The organism is Pedobacter fastidiosus, from assembly GCF_014306625.1.
Taxonomy (GTDB): Bacteria; Bacteroidota; Bacteroidia; order Sphingobacteriales; family Sphingobacteriaceae; genus Pedobacter; species Pedobacter fastidiosus.
Genome location: NZ_JACRYL010000005.1, coordinates 251,292 through 271,764, shown reverse-complemented (window position 1 = coordinate 271,764; position 20,473 = coordinate 251,292). Strand labels below are relative to the sequence as shown.

Annotated in this window: 19 protein-coding genes; 7 read left to right on the top strand and 12 right to left on the bottom strand. The window is 35.9% G+C overall.

What is annotated here, in order from left to right; translation table 11 throughout:
- Positions 1-2: 2 nt before the first annotated feature.
- The gene (locus H7U22_RS07555; RefSeq protein ID WP_187070741.1) at positions 3-617 is read left to right on the top strand and encodes a rhomboid family intramembrane serine protease; all 615 of its coding nucleotides are present in this window, start codon (positions 3-5) and stop codon (positions 615-617) included.
- Positions 618-637: 20 nt separating this feature from the next.
- Here H7U22_RS07555 and H7U22_RS07550 read toward each other — a convergent pair whose 3' ends face one another.
- Together H7U22_RS07550 and H7U22_RS07545 are read right to left on the bottom strand one after the other, a co-directional pair.
- Positions 638-1,621, bottom strand: a complete 984-nt coding sequence (locus tag H7U22_RS07550; RefSeq protein ID WP_187070740.1) for a hypothetical protein — start codon at positions 1,619-1,621, stop codon at positions 638-640.
- A gap of 243 nt (positions 1,622-1,864) precedes the next feature.
- Positions 1,865-3,001 (bottom strand): hypothetical protein, encoded by a 1,137-nt coding sequence (locus H7U22_RS07545; protein WP_187070739.1) that lies wholly within the window; start codon positions 2,999-3,001, stop codon positions 1,865-1,867.
- Between the two features lie 107 nt (positions 3,002-3,108).
- On the opposite strand from H7U22_RS07545, the gene H7U22_RS07540 reads away from it, so the two are divergent.
- Positions 3,109-4,140, top strand: a complete 1,032-nt coding sequence (locus H7U22_RS07540) for a dipeptide epimerase (RefSeq protein WP_187070738.1) — start codon at positions 3,109-3,111, stop codon at positions 4,138-4,140.
- Here H7U22_RS07540 and H7U22_RS22845 read toward each other — a convergent pair.
- Together H7U22_RS22845 and H7U22_RS07535 are read right to left on the bottom strand one after the other, a co-directional pair.
- Positions 4,118-4,315: a DUF6358 family protein gene (locus H7U22_RS22845; RefSeq protein ID WP_317172954.1), complete on the bottom strand. Its 198-nt coding sequence runs from the start codon at positions 4,313-4,315 to the stop codon at positions 4,118-4,120. The two genes, H7U22_RS07540 and H7U22_RS22845, sit on opposite strands and share 23 nt — an antisense overlap.
- A 142-nt stretch (positions 4,316-4,457) precedes the next feature.
- Positions 4,458-4,775, bottom strand: a complete 318-nt coding sequence (locus H7U22_RS07535; protein WP_187070737.1) for a rhodanese-like domain-containing protein — start codon at positions 4,773-4,775, stop codon at positions 4,458-4,460.
- 366 nt (positions 4,776-5,141) lie between these two features.
- Between H7U22_RS07535 and H7U22_RS07530 the strand changes: the two genes are divergently transcribed.
- The 3 genes from H7U22_RS07530 (at position 5,142) to H7U22_RS07520 (ending at position 9,576) form a co-directional block, all read left to right on the top strand.
- Positions 5,142-6,266, top strand: coding sequence for a DUF4407 domain-containing protein (locus H7U22_RS07530; protein ID WP_187070736.1), 1,125 nt, complete (start codon positions 5,142-5,144; stop codon positions 6,264-6,266).
- Between the two features lie 129 nt (positions 6,267-6,395).
- The gene (locus H7U22_RS07525) at positions 6,396-8,228 is read left to right on the top strand and encodes a M61 family metallopeptidase (protein ID WP_187070735.1); all 1,833 of its coding nucleotides are present in this window, start codon (positions 6,396-6,398) and stop codon (positions 8,226-8,228) included.
- A 37-nt stretch (positions 8,229-8,265) separates the two neighbouring features.
- On the top strand, positions 8,266-9,576 hold the full coding sequence (locus tag H7U22_RS07520; protein WP_187070734.1) for a M20/M25/M40 family metallo-hydrolase: 1,311 nt from the start codon (positions 8,266-8,268) through the stop codon (positions 9,574-9,576).
- Positions 9,577-9,704: 128 nt separating this feature from the next.
- Here H7U22_RS07520 and H7U22_RS07515 read toward each other — a convergent pair whose 3' ends face one another.
- The 5 genes from H7U22_RS07515 to metG form a co-directional block, all read right to left on the bottom strand.
- Positions 9,705-10,199: a GNAT family N-acetyltransferase gene (locus H7U22_RS07515; RefSeq protein WP_187070733.1), complete on the bottom strand. Its 495-nt coding sequence runs from the start codon at positions 10,197-10,199 to the stop codon at positions 9,705-9,707.
- On the bottom strand, positions 10,196-10,759 hold the full coding sequence (locus tag H7U22_RS07510) for a thiamine pyrophosphokinase (RefSeq protein WP_187070732.1): 564 nt from the start codon (positions 10,757-10,759) through the stop codon (positions 10,196-10,198). Before H7U22_RS07510 ends, H7U22_RS07515 begins: the two co-directional genes overlap by 4 nt.
- Positions 10,760-10,834: 75 nt before the next feature.
- Positions 10,835-11,467 carry a thiamine phosphate synthase gene (locus tag H7U22_RS07505; protein WP_187070731.1) on the bottom strand — a complete coding sequence of 211 codons (633 nt, stop codon included), beginning with the start codon at positions 11,465-11,467 and terminating at the stop codon, positions 10,835-10,837.
- A 59-nt stretch (positions 11,468-11,526) separates the two neighbouring features.
- Positions 11,527-13,899, bottom strand: a complete 2,373-nt coding sequence (locus H7U22_RS07500; RefSeq protein WP_187070730.1) for a TonB-dependent receptor — start codon at positions 13,897-13,899, stop codon at positions 11,527-11,529.
- A 466-nt stretch (positions 13,900-14,365) separates the two neighbouring features.
- The gene (gene metG / locus H7U22_RS07495; RefSeq protein ID WP_222621812.1) at positions 14,366-16,474 is read right to left on the bottom strand and encodes a methionine--tRNA ligase; all 2,109 of its coding nucleotides are present in this window, start codon (positions 16,472-16,474) and stop codon (positions 14,366-14,368) included.
- Between the two features lie 16 nt (positions 16,475-16,490).
- On the opposite strand from metG, the gene H7U22_RS07490 reads away from it, so the two are divergent.
- Entirely contained in the window at positions 16,491-17,414 is a 924-nt protein-coding gene (locus H7U22_RS07490) for a S66 peptidase family protein (RefSeq protein WP_317172953.1), read from the top strand.
- A gap of 1 nt (position 17,415) precedes the next feature.
- On the top strand, positions 17,416-17,823 hold the full coding sequence (locus H7U22_RS07485) for a DoxX family protein (RefSeq protein WP_187070729.1): 408 nt from the start codon (positions 17,416-17,418) through the stop codon (positions 17,821-17,823).
- 5 nt (positions 17,824-17,828) lie between these two features.
- Here H7U22_RS07485 and H7U22_RS07480 read toward each other — a convergent pair whose 3' ends face one another.
- Genes H7U22_RS07480 through H7U22_RS07470 form a run of 3 tightly spaced genes read right to left on the bottom strand, consistent with a single transcriptional unit; the run spans position 17,829 to position 20,472 of the window.
- Entirely contained in the window at positions 17,829-18,497 is a 669-nt protein-coding gene (locus H7U22_RS07480; RefSeq protein ID WP_187070728.1) for a hypothetical protein, read from the bottom strand.
- Positions 18,498-18,551: 54 nt separating this feature from the next.
- Positions 18,552-18,998 carry a hypothetical protein gene (locus tag H7U22_RS07475; protein ID WP_187070727.1) on the bottom strand — a complete coding sequence of 149 codons (447 nt, stop codon included), beginning with the start codon at positions 18,996-18,998 and terminating at the stop codon, positions 18,552-18,554.
- Positions 18,999-19,008: 10 nt separating this feature from the next.
- Positions 19,009-20,472 carry a RagB/SusD family nutrient uptake outer membrane protein gene (locus H7U22_RS07470; protein ID WP_187070726.1) on the bottom strand — a complete coding sequence of 488 codons (1,464 nt, stop codon included), beginning with the start codon at positions 20,470-20,472 and terminating at the stop codon, positions 19,009-19,011.
- Position 20,473: the final 1 nt, after the last annotated feature.

The window sequence follows — 20,473 nt, the reverse complement described above, 5'->3', positions numbered from 1 at the left end:
AAATGGAATACTTAAGCGCAACACCAGTTGCATCAATCATTTTTCTTTTTACTGTTGTAACCAGCCTTTATGCCTTTTATGATCATGGTATTTATGGCAAGTTTATGTTGCATCCATACAGTGTTTCGAAAGGAAAGCATATTTTCACCATAATTACAAGTGGGCTAATCCATGCAGATTGGATGCACCTATTTTTTAATATGTTTACTTTTTATGCATTCGCATTTACGCTAGAGCGAATGATGGGCAGTTGGCAATTTGGATTGTTATATTTCTTCGGATTGGTTTTGAGCGATATTACCACGATATTTAAAAATAAGGATAACTATCACTATCATAGTTTAGGCGCATCTGGAGCGATTAGCGCAGTGCTTTTTAGCTTTATCTTATTTAATCCAATGTCTAAACTTCAAATTATGTTTATTCCGATCGGAATTCCAGCAGTAATTTTTGGATTTTTATATTTGATATACTGCGCTTATGCCTCGAAAAATTCAAGAGATAACATTAACCACGATGCTCACTTTTTTGGCGCATTAACCGGTTTAATTTTTACCATAATCTTTGTTCCAGGAATTATCCCGCACTTTATTGCTGCATTAACCGGTAAACTATAGATTAGGAGGAATTAAGATTATTAACCTGCCGTTGGGAGATGTGGGTTTTCGAAGAAACTCATTGGCTGTTCGGGGTTTTTTAAAATTTCGAACAATACATAACCCCAGGGCTTCCAAAAATTCTCCAAAACCTGGGCATAGATTTTATTTTGCCAAACATCAAAAAGAGGTTTAGTCATATTCCCGCGTAAAGGCATTGCCTCAATATAAATTGTGCCTTCAACGGGCATAAAAGTATATTCTGGCAAACGATTAAAAAGGTATGCTGAGTAATAAAAACGGGCACTTAATTCTTCAAATTGCTCTGCCGTTAAAGCTTTATCCTTAATTTCATTTATGATATCCTGGTGATAACGCTTATTTGTTTCATTATCCTGCAAGCATGCAATAATTCCAAAATCTTTCATTTTTAAAGAGAAAGTTAAGGTATTTATTTCATCACGAAAGCTAAAAGGTGTTTCTCCATTTTCTAGTTTTACAACTGTAATCGACCATGGCGTAAAATCTTCAAATTCTAACCTGGTGTATAAACTTTGCATCATGAAATTTAAATTTGCAAATTTCATCATTAAAGATTGCGACATGTTTAGTCCATCGGCAGTCATTTCTTTGCGCAAGGCTGAATGCATTTCTTGGTAAACAAAGCCATATAAAAACTTTCCAATCCAATTGAATAAATCGAGCGGAGGCAAAGCTGAAACAGCACTATAACCTTGAGCAAAAGCCTGTTCAATTTTCTCTTCCAGCGGATTTAAAAACTGCTCGTTTACTTCGCTATTTACCGGAATTACTAAAGTGTTGTAAGAACGAATACTTTCATCTAAAAACTGAATTTGTTCCTCACCAGTTAAACCTGCTTGCTCTAAAAGCCATTTTGGAATTAGTGGAGCCTGCAACACAGGCGAGCTGAAAGTTTTACCGCTTAAAAAGCAAATTTTATATAAAAAATCGATATTTTGGAAAGGATTGTATAAGCCAGTATTCATTGCTACAATATTAGCCATTATATTTTTAGGGCTTTGTAACGATGATTTTTTTTAACGTTCGGATTACTATAGGAGAATATGCAAGGCTTTTCCTGCAGATTTCCGTAGAAAAGGTTCGCAGATTTTAGGGGATTTATAAACTGAAATGCAATTCTCCAAGCCACCTCGTCTTTCCCGCCAAGGCGGGAATCTTTATTCTATCGACCCAAAAATCTGTTTCAATCTGCGGTTCTTATCCTCTAATCTGCGGGAAATTTTGTTCTAATAATTATTATAAAACCCACTAATATCGTTCACTAACTGATTATAAATCGGTTTCGTAAATTCTAAAAACAAGGCTGTTGGTGGCGGAGGCAAAGATTCTCTCCTCCTTGTCATGGCCATTTGTTGTTTGGTTAGCGCTCTGTCGTCGCCTTTATAATTTGCCCAACTATCTCTCCAAATATAAGTTCCAGGAATTTTTTGTTGCCTGATAATTTTTTGATCGTGCCAATCACTTATCGTCATATCCAACAATCCAGAAGAAGAAACATTCTTGTCAAAAATGCTCAAGGTTGCTCTTACCGTTCCATAAACTGGTTTTTTCTCTCTAGTTTCACCAATTACAACACTATCGCGTTTAATTTTTTCTACTCGTTCTTTAACGTAAGTTTGACCCACAACAAAATCATCAAAATTTAAACTTAGTACTTGATCGGGAATAATTTTTTGATTGGTTGCCTGTTCTTCCGAATAAAAAATCACAAATTTATTCCTCGAGTAGCTTGCTATAAACTGATCAATTTGTTGTTGAAAATAATCGCCACTCAGTTTATACAAGTTGCTGTTTACCATTATCGGCTGTACCACAACTCTAGTTACGGCAGCCCAATAAGCATCGTCCATTTTAGCTTTTACATCCTTATAATTGGGCTGTAAGTTTTGCGCTTTCTCAAATTCATAATAGGCCTTTTTCGCACTTAGCTTATTGTTATCATTTAAATATTCTAAACCAGAATTGTATCTCGCAACCGCGGCATTATATTTACTATCGCTTAATTCTTTAACAAATTTAGGTGGGGTTGGCACTAAAATTAAACAAGCCGGGCAACTGTTAATATCATCTGCCAACTGATTAATTTTTTGATATTCGTACATAATGGCTTCCCATCTAAATAAATCGTTTGAAGCTTTTGCCTCTTCAATTTTTCTTAAATGATCTTGTAAAGCAAGGTTGTATGCCGTTGGCAAAACCTCCATCGCTTCGCTATTTTTAGGTGAATTCTGTAAACGACTAACCGCTTTCGCAACTGAAGCATCATAATCTCCCTTTTGTAAAGCTTTTTTTCCTGTGGTACATCCTGCAATAATTATGAAGGATAAATAAATAAAATACCGTAATCTTGAAATGTTTTTCATGGCATTGAGCATTAATAGTCGCTGTATGAATATAGCTATAAAGTTTTATTCTCATTGACTAGATTTGTAAGGCAATATTACCCTATTTATTTAGAAGACGATTGATAATGAAAATTAGTTGCAAGCAATTTGAGTTAGAATTAAAACACCCTTTCTCCATTTCGAAATTTACCAGAACCAGCACGCCTTTAATGCTTTTAAAAATTCAGCATCAGGATGTAATTGGTTATGGCGAAGCCTCTATGGTACCCTACATGGGCGAAAGTTACAACAGTGCAAATGCATTTCTGAATCTGGTAGATTGGGATAAGATTCAATATCCATTTAATTTCGAAGAGATTATCGCTTATTTGGATAGCCTTGCGCCTGGTCAACCAGCCATTAAAGCGGCGATAGATATTGCCTTGAATGACATCAATGGTAAAATTTTAAACAAGCCTTGTTACGAAATTTATGGCGCCGATCCATCTAAAATGCCTGTAACTTCTTACACCATCGGGATTGATACACCAGAAGTTATCCGCGAAAAATTAAAAGATGCTGAAGCTTTTAAAGTGATTAAGGTTAAACTTGGAAGAGATAACGATAAAGAAATTATTGAAACCATTAGAAGCTTAACGGATGTGCCACTTTATGTAGATGCAAATCAAGGTTGGAACGATAAAATTCAGGCAATTGATTTAATTTACTGGTTGCATGCAAAAGGTGTTGTATTAATTGAACAACCTATGGATAAGGCAAATATTGATGGAAATGCTTGGTTAACTGAACGAAGTCCTATTCCTCTGCTGGCTGATGAAGCCGTTCAGCGTTTAGCTGATATGGAGAGTTTGAAAGGTGCTTACCACGGCATTAATGTTAAACTGATGAAAAGTTGTGGCATGTACGAAGGCCATCAAATGATTTTGAAAGCCCGCTCTTTCGGCATGAAGGTTTTAATTGGCTGTATGAGCGAAACCAGTTGCGCAACTTTGGCGGCAGCAGCTTTAGCACCTTTGTGCAATTGGGCAGATTTAGATGGGCCATGGCTTACAACCAATAATCCATTTGCCAACCCGGTCTTCGAAAATGGAAAGTACATTTTAAAAAACTTACCAGGATTGGGCTTGGAAGGGGTTAATCCTGACCTTTTTCTTTAAAGGTTTTCCGGATCTGTTTCATTAACTGAATTTTAAAATAGATAAGGGCACAGGCTGTACCTACTAAAAATGCAGCCGGAAGATACTTTCCGTTTTGATAACACCAAACTATACCAAATAGAGATAGGATAATGCCCAAATTGTAAAAAATATTTAATAAGAATTTTTTGCCCACAATTTGAGGATTTGTTCTTTAATAAAATTCATTGATTAATTACCAAGGAACAAAATTCAATTATCAAACCTTCTATGATGCAGCGTATATTTTAATCTGCAATTGGCATCGTTTAATAATTGAATTTTGCTAATTGAGTACTTTAATAAACCGGCATATTTGGATCAAAAGCTTCTTGCCAAGCTAAAATACCACCTTTTAAATTATACAAGTTATCAAAACCATATTGTTGTTCTAACTGCATAACAGCAGCAGCACTTCTTTTACCACTACGGCATTGTACAATAACTGGTTTATCTTTAGCAACTTTATCGGCTTCGATTAAAATTCCACCCAATGGAATATTTTCGCCGTTTAAGTTAGAAACCTCATATTCAAATGTTTCGCGAACATCAATTAACTGAAAATCTTCTTTATTGTCAATTTTCTCTTTTAGTTCTTGTACCGATATTTCTTTCATGTAAAATATATTTACACAAACTTAGATAAAACTGTGGAGCAATCATTAAAATGAAGCGAAAAATTTATTCGTATTCAAAATTAATTGACCGTTAGTCAACAGTTTAAAGGATTACTTTGAGCTTTAACTTATAATCTATTCATAATCAAATGCCTCAATTTAATCACCGATGAAAATTGTTAAATTAAGTTTTTGAGCCACTCCCTATTAACATGCTTTAATTTAGCATATGCTCTGTAAGTTTGGGCTTCTAATTACTTCATATTGGTTCCTTTAGCCTTGAAATAGACTTAAATAAACTCAAAAATATTTTGCCAAAAACTGTAACATATGGGATTCTGGGGCGTTTAATTATAAATAATTAAAATGGACAAATTGAACCGTTTCTTTTGGTTTTGTTCTGGTGCCCACATCCCGACACTAGAAAAGTATCCGTCAGAACAAAATAAATATACAGGGATTGGTGCTACAATTTTTTTTACTGGATTATTTGCGGCCTTATCTGGTGGTTATGCCATGTACTTTGTATTTAGCGGTAATGATTTTGCTGTAATTTTTGCAATCGTTTTTGGCTTTTTGTGGGGTGCTGCAATTTTTAATATGGATAGATACATTGTCTCCAGCATTAACAAAAGCGCCAGTACCAACAAACAACTTTTGCAAGCTACGCCACGTATTTTATTGGCCATTATGATTGGTATCGTAATCTCCAGGCCAATAGAACTGAAAATTTTTGATAAAGAAATTAAACAACGCTTAAAGGTGAGTTATCTTAACGGCCAACGCTCTAAAATAGATACGCTAAACAAAGCTTTTGAAAACAAATACCAAGTTGAATTTGGAAGGTTAAATCAGCAGAAAGTAACTCGAGACTCCTTAGAAAACGGAATTAAAGCCGATAGAAAGAAATTAAACTTCGAGATTTTCGGAAATAAAACAACCGAAACCTCGGGCGTTATGGGCTATGGGCCGTATGCAAAGCGTAAAGAAGCAGAGATTAAACAACGATCAACCGAACTTGATAGCTTGAAAGCAACCATTAATAAATCTGAATCCTTTATTGATAAGCGGAAGGAATTCGATGGTATGTTTACCGAAAAACTTTACACCACTAAGCAGTTAGATAGTTTGGCAAATTTGGCTGGCTTTGCAGATCGGAATTGGGCCTTAGGACAGCTAAAGTTTAACGCCGATGGAACCAACGACAACAATACCGCTATGGCCGTAACTTTTATTGGTTTACTATTTATTTTCTTTGAATGCTTGCCAGTATTTGTAAAACTAATGAGTGCCCGCGGACCTTATGATTTTGCAACTGCTGATGGAGATGAAACCGCAATTTATCAATCTAAAAAAGATAAGGATTTCCACATGGAAGTTGCCGATAATATTCACGAAAACCGAGTAGAATCCGAATCTACCAAAAGAAAAGAAATTATTAAAGGCAAGGCTTATCGCGATTTGGAAAAGTATGATTGGGATAAAGAATGATGGAAGAGGTAAGATGGATGATTGAAATCCGAATTAACCATCATACATTTTGACAAATTACATCCCATCATCCATCTTACATAAAACATCTTACATTTTACGTATTTTAACGCCATCAAACCCAGCTTTATGAAGAAAATTCTCGGCACAGCAATTATAAGCATGTTGTCGTTCTGTGCTTTAGCACAAAATGAAATCAGTTATTCCGTTTCTTTCCCAAATGCAATTCATCATGAAGCGCAGATCAGTATGCAAATTCCAAATGTTCCGGCAGGACCGCTAACCATAAGAATGAGCCGATCTTCACCAGGTAGGTACGCTACACATGAGTTTGGAAAAAACGTATATAATTTTAAAGCCTTTGATGCTTCGGGTAAAGAACTTCCTTTAAAACAGCCAGCAGGCGATATTTATGAAATTCCTACACACAGTAACAGCATAAAAATCACCTATACTTTGTTTGGAAACTGGATCGATGGAACTTATGCAGGTTTCGACGAAACGCATGCACACATGAACATTCCAGCTACTTTTGCTTTCCCAGTTGGGATGGATAAACGTGCCCGATTAGTAAAATTTAATTATGCTGAAAAGCAAAATTGGAAAGTTGCAACCCAACTGAAACCAATGGGCAACGATACTTATTATGCGCCGAACTTGCAATATTTTATGGATAGCCCAACTGAAATTGCCAACTATAAAACGGCGAGCTGGAAGGTAAAAAATCCTGACGGAAAAATTCAAACCATCCATATAATTTCTCATTCTAACGATACTCAAAAAACCATCGATAATTATGCAGATATGCTGAAGAAAATGGTAGATGAACATTTGGCAGTTTGGGGAGAATTTCCAGCTTACGATTATGGAAATTACTATTTTTTAGAAGATGTTTATCCCGAAAATGCTGGCGATGGAATGGAGCACCGAAACTCAACTTCTATCGTTCAGCGAACCCCAAAAATAGATGGATATGAATCACAATTGTTGGGTACATTTTCTCACGAATATTTTCACAGCTGGAACGTAGAAAGATTAAGACCGAAAACTTTAGAACCCTTTAATTTTGAGCATTCGAACATAAGCGATGAGCTTTGGCTGGCAGAAGGTTTTACGCAATATTATGGTTCTTTATTGTTAACCAGAGCGGGATTAAAAACAGTAGAAAATGCCACACAAACTTTTAACGGATTAATTAATTCGGTATTAACCTCTCCGGGAGCAAAGAATTTTTCGCCAATACAAGCCAGCAGATATGCGGTTTTTGCTGATGCAGGTGTAGCAATAGATCAAACCAATAAAGGGAATATTTTTACCTCTTATTATACTTATGGCGCAGCCACAGCGCTTGCGTTAGATTTAAAATTACGTGTAGATTTTAACTTAACTCTTGATGATTATATGCGGGCACTTTGGAAAGCTTATGGGAAACCAGAAATTGCCTACACCGTTCCAGATTTGGAAAAAACATTAGCTGTTTTAACCAAAAATCCTGCGTTTGCAAAAGATTTCTTTAAACGATACATCTACGGAACGGAAAAAAACGATTATGCCAAGTTGCTTTTAAGTGCTGGGTTTATTCTTCGCAAAGTGAGTCCAAATCAAGCCTTTACAGGTTTATCAAGAGTAAATTTTGATACAGGCAAAGCTGTGTTGCCTCAAACAATTCAAGGCACACCAGCCTATATAGCGGGTTTAGATGTAGATGATGTGATTTTAACGTTCGATCATTTGGAGATTAAAGACCAAGCCGGGCTAACTAAAATTACCGAATCGCATAAACCAGGCGATGTAGTTTTGGTGAGTTATTTGCATAGAGGCGAACAAAAATCTACAAATTTAACCTTTATGGAAAACCCAACATTAGAAATTGTTCCAATAGAAAAAACTGGAGGGGCTTTAACAAAAGAGATGCAGGCCTTTAGAGATAAATGGTTAAACTCGCAGGTAAAAATAAAATAATATTTTATACCTTGAATCGCATAAATTAAAGAATATAATGAAAAAGATTTTCCTTTTTACACTTGTCGGTTTGGCAAGTATCCAACTTCGAGCACAAAACATCGATAAAATAATAACTCGCGAATACGCCGATCACTTAATTAAAACTTTGAGTAGCGATGATATGCAAGGCCGCGGAACTTTTACGCCGGGGATTGATAAAGCGGCAACATTTATAGAATCAGAATTTAAAAAAATTGGTCTTCAGCCATTAACAGGAGCAAAATCATTCCGCCAAACATTTTATAAGTATCAAATTTCCAATTTAAGTAAAACAGTAAAGATTGATGGAAAAGAAATCGCTCCAGAAAACCTGTTAGTAACTGGCCTTTCTGCTGAAAGTGTTTCGCTTAGTAAGGCGAATACTACGGTGGTTAAGCTTGATGCAACTAAACCTTTTATGGGCCAGCTTAGGGCGATGATGAAGGTTAAAAAAAATCAATTGATTTTGGTTGATGCAAAGCTCGCAGATAACTTTAAACAATATCAAAGCTATTTTAGCAAACCCACCACCGTTGATGAAAAAGATTATAAAGTTGGCGAATCCAATGTTCAGGTTTTTGTTTTGGGAACGGATACAGTTGCAGGCGATTTTAATATCGAATTGAAAAATAAGGTTGATAAAATGCCACTATTCAATGTAGCGGGGATGATTCCAGGAAAATCTAAAGCCAAAGAATTAGTTGTTTTTTCCGGCCATTATGATCACCTAGGGATTACCAAAACCGTAAATGGAGATAGTATTGCAAATGGTGCAGATGATGATGCATCGGGCACAACGGCGATGATTGCGTTGGCAAAATATTATAAAGCTTTAAAAAACAACGAGCGTACACTAATTTTTGTTGCTTTTACTGCGGAAGAAATTGGTGGGTTTGGCGCAAAATATTTCTCAGAAAAACTAAATCCTGATGAAGTTGTAGCCATGTTCAATATTGAAATGATTGGTAAAGATTCTAAATTTGGAAAAAACACAGCCTTTATTACGGGTTACGACAAATCTGATTTCGGGAAAATTTTACAGAAAAACCTAACGGGAACAGAGTTTACTTTCCATCCAGATCCTTATCCAGCGCAAAACTTATTTTACCGCAGCGATAATGCAACGCTTGCCGCATTGGGTGTTCCTGCGCATACCATTAGTACAGATAAAATTGATGTAGATGAATTTTATCACACAGTGAAAGATGAATATAGCACTTTGGATGTAGAAAATATTTTATCGACCATTAAGGCGATAGCGAAAAGTGCAATCACAATTGTGAACGGAACGGATACTCCAACCAGAATTCCAAAGTTGAAGCAATAAAATCCGATCGTCTTTTCGACTGGAGCATAGCGGAACGGAGAAATCTTTGAAATTAGTTGATATAACTCCAAAGGTTTCTCCACTTCGGTCGAAATGACGGTTTATTTTATAAAAAGTTGCAAAAGATTTTAAATCTTAATTTCCATAACATAATCATCCATAATATAGCCTTCGCCAATATCTAATTTAACTGAGTCCTTTACGGTAAAGCCAGCTTTTAAATAGAAATCTTTAGCCTTATTATTTTTATTTACATTGAGTTGTAAAGCCGATCCGCCAGCATCTTTAACCTGATTAAAAACTTCGTTGATGAGTATTTTGCCTACACCTTTGCCGTGTGCAGAAGGCAAAACGTAAAGTTTGTGGAGCTTGTAAATTCGGGCTTCATGATCGGTAATCGAGTAGCCCGCAAAACCATATTGATGTTCGCCTTCTTCTGCAATTAGGAAAATATGACCTTCCATAAATTGTTTCAAAAGCTCACCTTTGTTGTACATTTTATCAAGCATGTAATCTATTTGTGCCTGACCAATAATTTCGAGATAGGCAGATGGCCAAGTTTCTTTGGCAATATCTCTAATAATTTCTATATCTTCCTCATTAGCTTTTCTAAGCGTAATCATATTGGTTCACTAATAAAAATTGGTTGTCCGGAAAAGGTAAATTCTACAAAACCATCTTTAACAACCTCAAAAATTTCATTTTCATTTTGCATTAAGTTGGTTACTTCAAGATACGGATTTCCAAGAATATTAAATTCACTTCCGGCAGGTTTCCAAACGGAAAAGCCAGATTTTATGGTGTAAAATTTTGCTTTGGCCGTAAATACAACCAAGTTTATTTTATCGCTAAAGCCAGCAAATCTCTCTAAATCGAATTTATTTGTAATTACATTAACCGCAGGGAATTTCTCTTCGTAAAGGTAATTTATCGCAACCATTAAAGCATCAACCGGGCCTTGAATAACCTTTGTATTCTCTTGAGTTTCGTTATTAGTGTTGCCATTAACAAGTACATCAACTTTTAATCCCAAAGAAAGGATTTTGTCGTAATTATCGGCATTAACCAATAAAGTTGGGCTCCACTCTAAAAGCTGACCTAAAAGTTCTTCGTTAAAATTGCCAAGCTCATCAATATAAAGTGCTGGCTCTTGTTTTTCTTTTACAATATGGTGTGATGACATGCTACGAAGATAAAAAATTTAGAATCATTAGTGCGTGTCAGAAATCAGGATAAGGTAAATGTTTGGAGGAAAACGTTACGGTTTAACAGCATTATAAAAATCGTTATAGGCTTCGTTTAAATCATCGGTAAAATTTATGGCACCAGAAACGGCTATACCATAAATTCCGGTTTGCATTAAAGCTTCAACATCGTAAATTTTAATTCCACCAACAGCTAAAATGGGTAGGTTTAAGTTTAGCCCTTTTAGTTTTTTTACTGCATTTTGGTAATCTTCTAAACCTAAAAGCGGATAATCATTCGGTTTGGTTTCAGTAGTAGAGAAAGGCCCAAAACCAACATAATCTGCACCTTCATTGGCTAATCGAATAATATTTTCAATGGTATTTGCAGAACCACCTAGCGTAATATCATCACCAACTTTTTTTCGCAGGGCGATAAAATCTGCATCGAAATCCTCAATATGAAAACCCTGGATATCGGCCTTACCGTTCAAATGAATATGATTAGTAACAATAAGTGTAGTTCCCCAATCATCGCAAATTTCTGCGATGGAATTTATGTCGGCTAGAAGCGCATCATCAGCTTTGCTTAAACAACGATACTGAATCCATTTTGCGCCTGCCTCACACGCTTTTTGCGCTTGTTCTAAATGGGTAAGATTTGGAATATCATGTGTAATGTAATGCAGTTTTTCTATGTATTTCATGTTCAAAAAGAAGGATTTGGATAATTCGTCATTGCCCCAAAGGAACAATGACGAATGTATTAGAACTTCAAGCTCAAACTTAACAAAAAGTTACGGGTAGCTTGAGGGTAATAATAATTGTATCTGGTTAATTCGCCACCATATAGAGATGGGTAGCTGGCACCATTACTCTCATATAGTGTGCTGAACACATTATTTATCAAAAGGCTAACCCCGATATTTTTTACCGATGCAAACGAAGTATTATATCTCAAGCGAATATCGTTTACAAAGAAACTAGATAAAGATTCGCTTTTAGCAGATGTGTTGTTTAAATATTGGCGACCAACATATTTACTTAGCAAGGCTATATCAGCATTTTTCAATATCGAATAGTTTAACTCACTGGAAACAATTACCGATGGAGAAAAAGAGATATCGGTGTTATTATAATTGTTTACCAAAAGCGAACCATTTACCTCATCATATAAATACTCTTGAAAATTCTTAATTTTATTTCTGCTCAACGTTGCAGTTGCGGCCCAGTAAAAGTTCTTTAAAATTGACCAACGACCATCAAATTCTACACCAGCTCGGTAACTATCTGCTACATTTTGACGGGTTTGCCCACCAACATCATTAAGCTTTCCAGTATTAATTAATTGATCTTTATAAATCATTGCGAAGCCATTAATCCCAAAAGATAAGTTAGAGAATTGAGTACGATAACCCGCTTCAAAATCTGTTAAATGTTCTGATTTTGGTCGGCTGTTAACGTTCGAATCTGTAAAATCTCTTCGGTTTGGCTCTTTGTTTCCTATTGCAACTGATGCATAAACGTTGCTCTTTTCGTTGAAGTTATAAGTAACTCCAGCCTTCGGGTTAAAGAAATTTAAGGTTGCATTTTGTTGCGCTGGACTACCGTTTGGATCTATCCCGAAGTAAGAATAATATACGTGTCTATATTGGAAATCTCCAAAAATATTAAATTTATCAATCTGATAGTTTGCCCTCAAAAAAGTATTGAAATCTGTTTTAAAAGCATCGTTATCATTATACCTATGGCGAATAGATTCACTTCCATCGTAATTGGCAAACTGCGCCCAAATTACTTCATCGAAATGCTTGCCTTTATATTCGTTGTAAGCACCACCCAAAGTAAAATTCAAATTGCTTTTAGGTGTGTAGTTTAAGGAATAAGTTGCCCCATAGAAATCATTATCCAGCCAAAGTCTTCTAACTAAATCAGATTCTGTTTGGGTTACGCCACCAATCACAACCGGCGAAATGCCATAATCGGCTAAAGTTTCGCCATCTTTATATTCTTCATAATAACCTCTTCCATAGGTATAATGCAAAGCTGCGTTGGCTACCAATTTATCGCTCAATGTTCTGGTGTAAAACATTTGGTAATGATCTTGCTGATAATTATCCGTTTGGTTATCGTAGGTAAAATCGTTATGCCTTCTGTCTGTTTTTAGCGTTTCTTCATCAACCCCATTCCAAGCCTGATAGGTTTTTTCCGTACCGCTGAATACGTTAACGCGAAGCAAATCCTTTTTGCCATAATAAGCACCCGACACGAAAAACGATTTTAAATTTGATGAGGCACGATCTACATAACCATCCGATTTAATTCTAGATAAACGCCCATCGAAACTGAATTTATTATTAATTAATCCAGTACCTACATTAATTGAATTTTTCCAAGTATTGTAAGAGCCATAAGTGTTGTTAAGTTCGGCATAAGCAGAATCTCTGCGAGTGGTCGTTTGAATATTTAAACTTCCGCCAAAAGCACCGGCACCGTTAGTTGAGGTTCCAACACCACGTTGAATCTGAATGTTATCAACCGAAGAAGCTAAATCTGGTAAGTTGATAAAATAACTACCTTGGCTTTCAGCATCGTTAAGCGGAATGCCGTTAATGGTTACGTTTATCCGGGTGGCATCGCTTCCTCTAATCCGGATTCCGGTGTAGCCAATACCTGTACCCGCATCAGAGCTTACCACTACCGATGGTGTTTGATTTAACAAATAAGGTAAATCCTGACCCAAATTGTTTTTAGCCAAATCCTCCTTATTCAAGTTTTTAAATGTTGTGGCCGAGTTTTTCGAAGCCCTTGTAGCACTAACTACAACCTCATCGGCAATAAAACTTTGAACGTTTAAGCTGAAATTTAAAGTCGTATTTGCTGTTAAGTTAATGGCCTTTTCTACCGTTTGATAACCTACATAACTTACGCTAAAAACGTATTTTCCAGCAGTTAAGTTGCTCAAGGCATAATTACCATTGGCATCACTAACTACAGCGGTTTTCTGGCCTTTTAGCTTAATTGTTGCTCCCGGAAGCGATTTTTGATTGTTGTCGGTTACATTCCCTGTAACCGAAATTTGTGCCAAAGTTAAAAATGGCAACATTGCAACGATGGCTGCAAAAAGTAATTTTTTCAATGTTTTTGTTTTTTAGTTAAACCCATCGGAAATAGGGGTACTCCCGATTTCAGTTAAACTTCCATAACTCCAATCCCTACGCCGGCATTACCCGGATCAGGTGTATGACTTTAAAATTCCAATAATCAAAATTCAATTTTCTAACGTTTGGAAATTGATTATTCTGATTTGATTACTTTAAAGCCAATGGGTATGATCTCAGCCCGTTTTTGTGTTTATAACAAACAAGGCACCCCTAATGATGTGGCAAATGTATAAATTATTTTAAGATTCTAACATAAAATTTTAGAGCAGGTAATTTTTCTTTAATTAAATAGAAAACCTGATAGAAATTTTTTTGCGACAAGGGCATTTCCTCAGTTTATTTTCATCACCCCTCGTTTATTACGCAAAACGCCCACTTATAGTAAGCAGGCGTTTAATTTTATTTTAAATATCGTTCTGAAAAGATGTTATTGAGGTGAAATTATCTAATCACACTTCCTTCTCCAAATTTATCAACCGGTGATACAAAAGTGAGTTTCCCTGCTGCATTTTCTGCCATCAAAATCATCCCTTGAGATAGAATTCCTTTGATCTCGCGAGGTGCCAAATTCACAATTATACTTACTTGTTTACCAACAATATCTTCTGGCTGGTAATGTTCTGCGATGCCAGAAACAACCGTGCGCTCATCAATACCAGTATTTACAGTAAGCTTTAAAAGTTTTTTGGTTTTAGGCACTTTTTCTGCAGCAACAATAGTGGCTACACGAATATCCATAGCTGTAAAATCATCAAACTGAATGTTTTCTTTAACCGGTAATGCTTCTGCAATACTTGCTGCATTACTTGCTTTACTTTTGTTCAATTTTTCAATCTGAAATTCAATTTCTGCATCTTCTATTTTTTCAAATAGGAGAACAGCCTCGCCAATTTCGTGACCGCGTTTAAGCAAGTTAATTCCGCCGGCAGCATCCCAAGTATGTCCGCCATTTTTGAGCATCTTCATTAACCTTTCTTCTGTAAAAGGTAAAAATGGTTCAATCAAAATCTGAAGATTTGCGGCAATCTGTAAAGAGATGTTTAAGATGGTGCGAACACGATCTTCATCTGTTTTAATCACTTTCCAAGGTTCGGTTTCAGCAAGGTATTTATTTCCCAAACGGGCAACATTCATTACTTCTGATAGGGCCTCTCTAAAACGATAGTTCTCTATTGAAGCAGATATTTTTTCAGGATAAGTGGCTAATTCGTCGATTACAGCTTGATCTACAGGTGTAATCTCCATCATGGTTGGCACAATACCGTTAAAATATTTGTGGGTAAGCACCACCACTCGGTTTATAAAATTACCAAAAACAGCAACCAGTTCGTTGTTATTTCTTGCTTGAAAATCTTTCCAGGTAAAATCGTTATCCTTAGTTTCTGGCGCAGTTGCTGTTAATACGTAACGCAAAACATCTTGCTTACCTTCAAACTCTCTTAAATATTCGTTCAACCAAACTGCCCAGTTTTTAGAGGTCGAGATTTTTTGGCCTTCCAGATTTAAAAACTCATTTGCAGGCACATTATCTGCCAAGGTATAATCGCCATGCGCCATAAGCATTGCCGGGAAAATGATACAATGGAAAACGATATTATCTTTACCAATAAAATGAACAAGTTTCGTTTCATCACTCTTCCAATATTCCTCCCAGTCGCACTTGTCACTTTCAAAATTACTGATGTAATATTCTTCCGCTTTCGGGTTCCAAACATCAAGCTTAGCGTAGTTACAAAGTTCTTTTGTAGCCGAGATATAGCCAATTGGCGCATCAAACCAAACATACAAAACCTTGCCCGCAGCATCGCGAAGCGGAACATGAACGCCCCAATCTAAATCGCGGGTCATAGCTCTAGGTTGCAGACCAGCATTTAACCAGCTTTGACATTGTCCATAAACATTTGGACGCCATTCTTTGTGGCTTTCAATATATTCACGCAGGCGGTTTTCGTATTTATCTAAAGGCAAAAACCAATTTTTGGTTTCCTTAAGGATGGGTTTATCGCCAGAAAGCGTAGATTTTGGATTAATTAAATCGGTCGCATTTAAGGTTGTACCACAGTTTTCGCATTGATCGCCATACGCATTCTCGTTCCCACAATTTGGGCAAGTACCCGTAATATAACGATCGGCTAAAAACTGTTTTGCTGTCGCATCGTAATACTGCTCTGTAACTTCTTCGGTAAAAACACCTTTATCGTACAAAGTTTCAAAGAAATCTGCCGCAGTTTGATGGTGCGTTAAAGAGGAAGTACGGTGATAAATATCAAACGAGATTCCGAACTCTTTAAAAGAATCGCCAATAATTTTATGGTATTTATCTACAACTTCCTGAGGTGTAATGCCTTCTCTTTTGGCTTTTAGAGTAATTGGCACACCATTTTCGTCAGATCCACAAATGAATTTTACATCACGTTTGTTCGATCTTAAAAATCGGGCATAAATATCAGCAGGGATGTAAACGCCAGCCAAGTGCCCAATATGCACTGGTCCATTGGTGTATGGAAGTGCTGCCGTTACGGTATATCTTTTTATTTTACTATTATCCAAAACAATTTTTATTAATTTGACAAAGATAAGTGTTTTGAAGATGATTAAGCAGCCCCCATATTTAAAAAAAGGAGATAAGATTGCCCTTGTTTGTCCGGCAAAGAAATTACCTAAATCTATAGATTATGCACTCTCCGTTTTAAAAAGCTGGGGATTGGAGGTAATTATTGGCGATAGCGTTTACGCCAGTCACCACCAGTTTGCCGGTACAGATGCGCTTAGAGCAAAAGATATTCAGCAGTTTTTGGATGATCCGGCGATAAAAGCCATTATTTCTGGGCGTGGAGGTTATGGAACTATTCGCATAATAGACGAGTTGGATTTTACCAAGTTTGAACAAAACCCCAAATGGTTTGTTGGCTTTAGTGATATTACTGTTCTACTTTCGCATATTATTACCACAACCAAAATTCAATGTTTACATGCACAAATGCCTTATACTTTTGAAGAAGCTACAGCAGAATCTTTACTCTCATTAAAGAAAGTTTTGTTTGGCGAGAAGCAATCTTACAATTACATAAGTGATTTTAATAACAAATCTGGAGTTTGCGAAGGCATTTTAATTGGCGGAAATTTAACTTTACTATGTATGGTTCAAGGTTCGGTTTCTGAAATGGATTTCGACGGTAAAATCTTATTTCTGGAAGATGTTGGTGAACATGAATTTAGCATCGATAGAATGTTGCGAATGCTTAAAAGAGTTGGAAAGTTGAGCAAACTAAAAGGTTTGATTATTGGGGCCTTTAACGAAATTGAGGAAGAAAAAATTTCTTTCGGCCAAACAGCTAATGAAGTGATTTGGGATATTGTTAAAGAATATAATTATCCGATCTGTTTTAATTTCCCGACAGGACACATAGACAACAATTTAAGTATGACTTTGGGTGCTCCTGTTGAATTAATTGTTGATACAAATACCGTTAATTTTAAATATTTATAACATGGCCATTTTAGATAATTTAGGAAAATACCGCAATACAGGTTTACTGTTGCTTCGAATTGGGATAGGAATTTTATTTATCATTCACGGCTTCCCAAAACTGGCGGGCGGCCCAAGTGGGTGGACTGGCTTAGGTGGTAGTATGAAAGTAATTGGAATAGATTTTCTGCCGATTTTTTGGGGCTTTATGGCCGCCGCTACGGAAACCTTTGGTGGTTTTCTTTTAATTGTTGGTCTGTTTTTCCGCCCAGCTTGTATTCTTTTAGTGTTTACAATGATTATCGCTTCGCTGGTTCATTTCGCCAAAGGAGATGGGCTACAAGGTGCAAGCCATGCCATTGAAATGGGAATTGTATTTTTTAGTCTGATTTTTATCGGCCCAGGAAGGTATAGCGTAGATAAGAAATAAACGATTTAGTTTTTTATTGCAGAAGCATAAAAAGAAATTAGTTTAACAACATCTTTATCTTTCTTTAGATCCAGTTTATTTTCCCTTATGTAGGAGAGTGTTATTTCTGGCTTCTTATATAGCACAGATAATATAGACTTTTCATCTTTCTTTACTTGAAAAATCATTCCCACATCATCTACAATGAAATAGAACGTATTTGATGTAATTTTTTTTGTTACAATAGCGGTATTATATTCTCTATCTTCGATGATGTTCTTTATGCTCTTTTTTAAAAATTTAAAATCCCCATCCAGCAAAACTTGAAAAAATGAATCTTCACTAGTTAGAGAAGTTTTCTTATAGCCATTTCTGAAAACTAAACTTTGATTTTGATCACTTTTAAATCCAAATTCTGAGATTTTATCAATAAAAGAATAAATATCATCATGTATAGAATAAACTGGCAAGTCTTCAAACTCATCGTATTTTAGTAAATAACCAGAGTAAATTTTGCCAGAAGTTATTTTAACATAGCCTAAACTCCATTCGTCATTAAAAAATATTTTGCCTTTTATTTCTAAATATTTGGAGATGGGAAGCGGTTTTCCACTAACATCTTGAATAATTTGAGCATTAATTTTAGAAATGAATAAAAAGGCAAATAATACAACTATTTTATATTTTAAATTCATCAGAATTAGGCTTAAAAAGAAAAAGGGAAGAAATCTTCCCTTTTTGCTTTAATCTTATTGTGTAATTGTAAGTGTAAATGTTTTATAATTTGCACTTGCACCAATTGAGGCATTGCCAATTAAATTTAAAACAACTGTTCGGGTTCCTGTAGCAATATTTGCAGGAATTGCAGTTACTGTAATTGTTACTGCGCTGCTATTTGCTGGAATAATTGCTTTTCCTATTGTACCGCTTAGGGTAAAGTGCGTACCTGAAACGCCTGTGCTTGCAGTTCCAATCTCATACATAATTTCTGTATCAACAGTTTTTTGATGACCTACAAGCTGTATTGTTGCAACAGATGTGCCTGGCAACGCCACAGTACCCTTTTTAACTGTAGCAGTAATCGGCACGAACTCCACAACATCAGCTCCTTCGTAAATGTTGTCTCTATTCTTCATACAAGAAACGGAAGAAATGCTGATTAGTGTAATAAGTAATAAATATATTTTAGTTTTCATAATTATCGTTTTAGTATCCTGTATTTTGAATGATGTTAGGATTATTTTGAACTTCCGTTAACGGAATCCTTGCTAACAATCTAAAATCCGTAAAAGGAATAATTGTAGATGGGGTAGCATTAGCAGGTAAGGTTGTAGTCGATTTATTAATAGCCGACCCCGTTCTCAATAAATCCCAATATCTATGACCCTCATAAGCCAGTTCGATTCTTCTTTCTTTCAATATTGCATCTAAAGTAACCGGAACCGATATTAATCCAGCTCTCAATCTAATTCTATCAAGATCTGCTTGAGGGCTTGCACCAATTGCTGTTCCATTTCTAAAATTTGCTTCAGCTCTGGTCAAAATCATTTCACTTACTCTAATTAATTTAACATTATCAATTTGAGGTCCTTTTGCAGCTGGATATTTTTGATTCCATAGAATGGCTTCTGATCCTTTTGTTATTGCAAATAATAAGTCTTTTCGTACATCACCAGTTTCGTATGTAGCAACTAAGTTAGCTTGTGGAGCAGCATCACCGTAACCAGAACCGGCTAAAGATGGTGGTAAACCTACTGTACTTCTTGTATAAATAGAACTTAAACCATCAGACCCGGCACTTTCCGTAATCTCAAAATTAAGCTCAAAAATTGATTCTGGGGAACTTGGAGAAGTAAAAATAGTTGCATAAGATGCAGATTTAAGCGCAGGTGTAGTAGCAGATGCAGGATCAACAAATGCACCAACTCCTGAAGTTAACGCTGTAGTTGCAAATGTAGCAGCATCAGCCCAATCACCATTAAATAATGCAACTCTGGACCTTAGTGCATTTGCCGCAGCTAAACTAACACGTTTTGGTGCAAATGTATTATCCAATAATCCAATAGCAGAAGTTAAATCGGTTTTAATTTGAGTGTAAACTTCTTGAACGGTATTTCTTGTAGGATATTTAATATCTGCTGGGTAATTTTCAACAAAATCTAAGGTAATTGGTACACCTAAATTTCTTCCAGAAACAATTTGTTGTGGATTATAGCCATAACTTTTAACTAAGTCAAAGTATACCAGTGCTCTAATAAAATAAGCTTCGCCTTGTAATTGCTTTTTTCTTAATGGAGTTAAGCCCGTAACCAATTCTGAATATTTAAGAACACCATTTGCACGATTGATTGCGCTGTAGCCAGCTGTCCATAAATCAACTGTAGCTGCAATGGTATTGTTAGATTCTGAAACAAAGCGATTAGAATTTGTATTCACAATTCGCATGTTATCAGAAAGCAATTCTGGAACAACTATAAAGTTTCTTCCATAATAGGTTGTGGATTGCAAAGACTCATACAAACTATTGACAAGTCCTTCTACACCGGCGGCTTCCTGTAAAGCAACATTCGATGAAATTGAATTTTTGGGCTCTGTTTTTAACGTTTTTTTACATGATGAGGCACCTAGTATAGTTGCGATCATCGTAAACATTATATATCTATTTTTCATT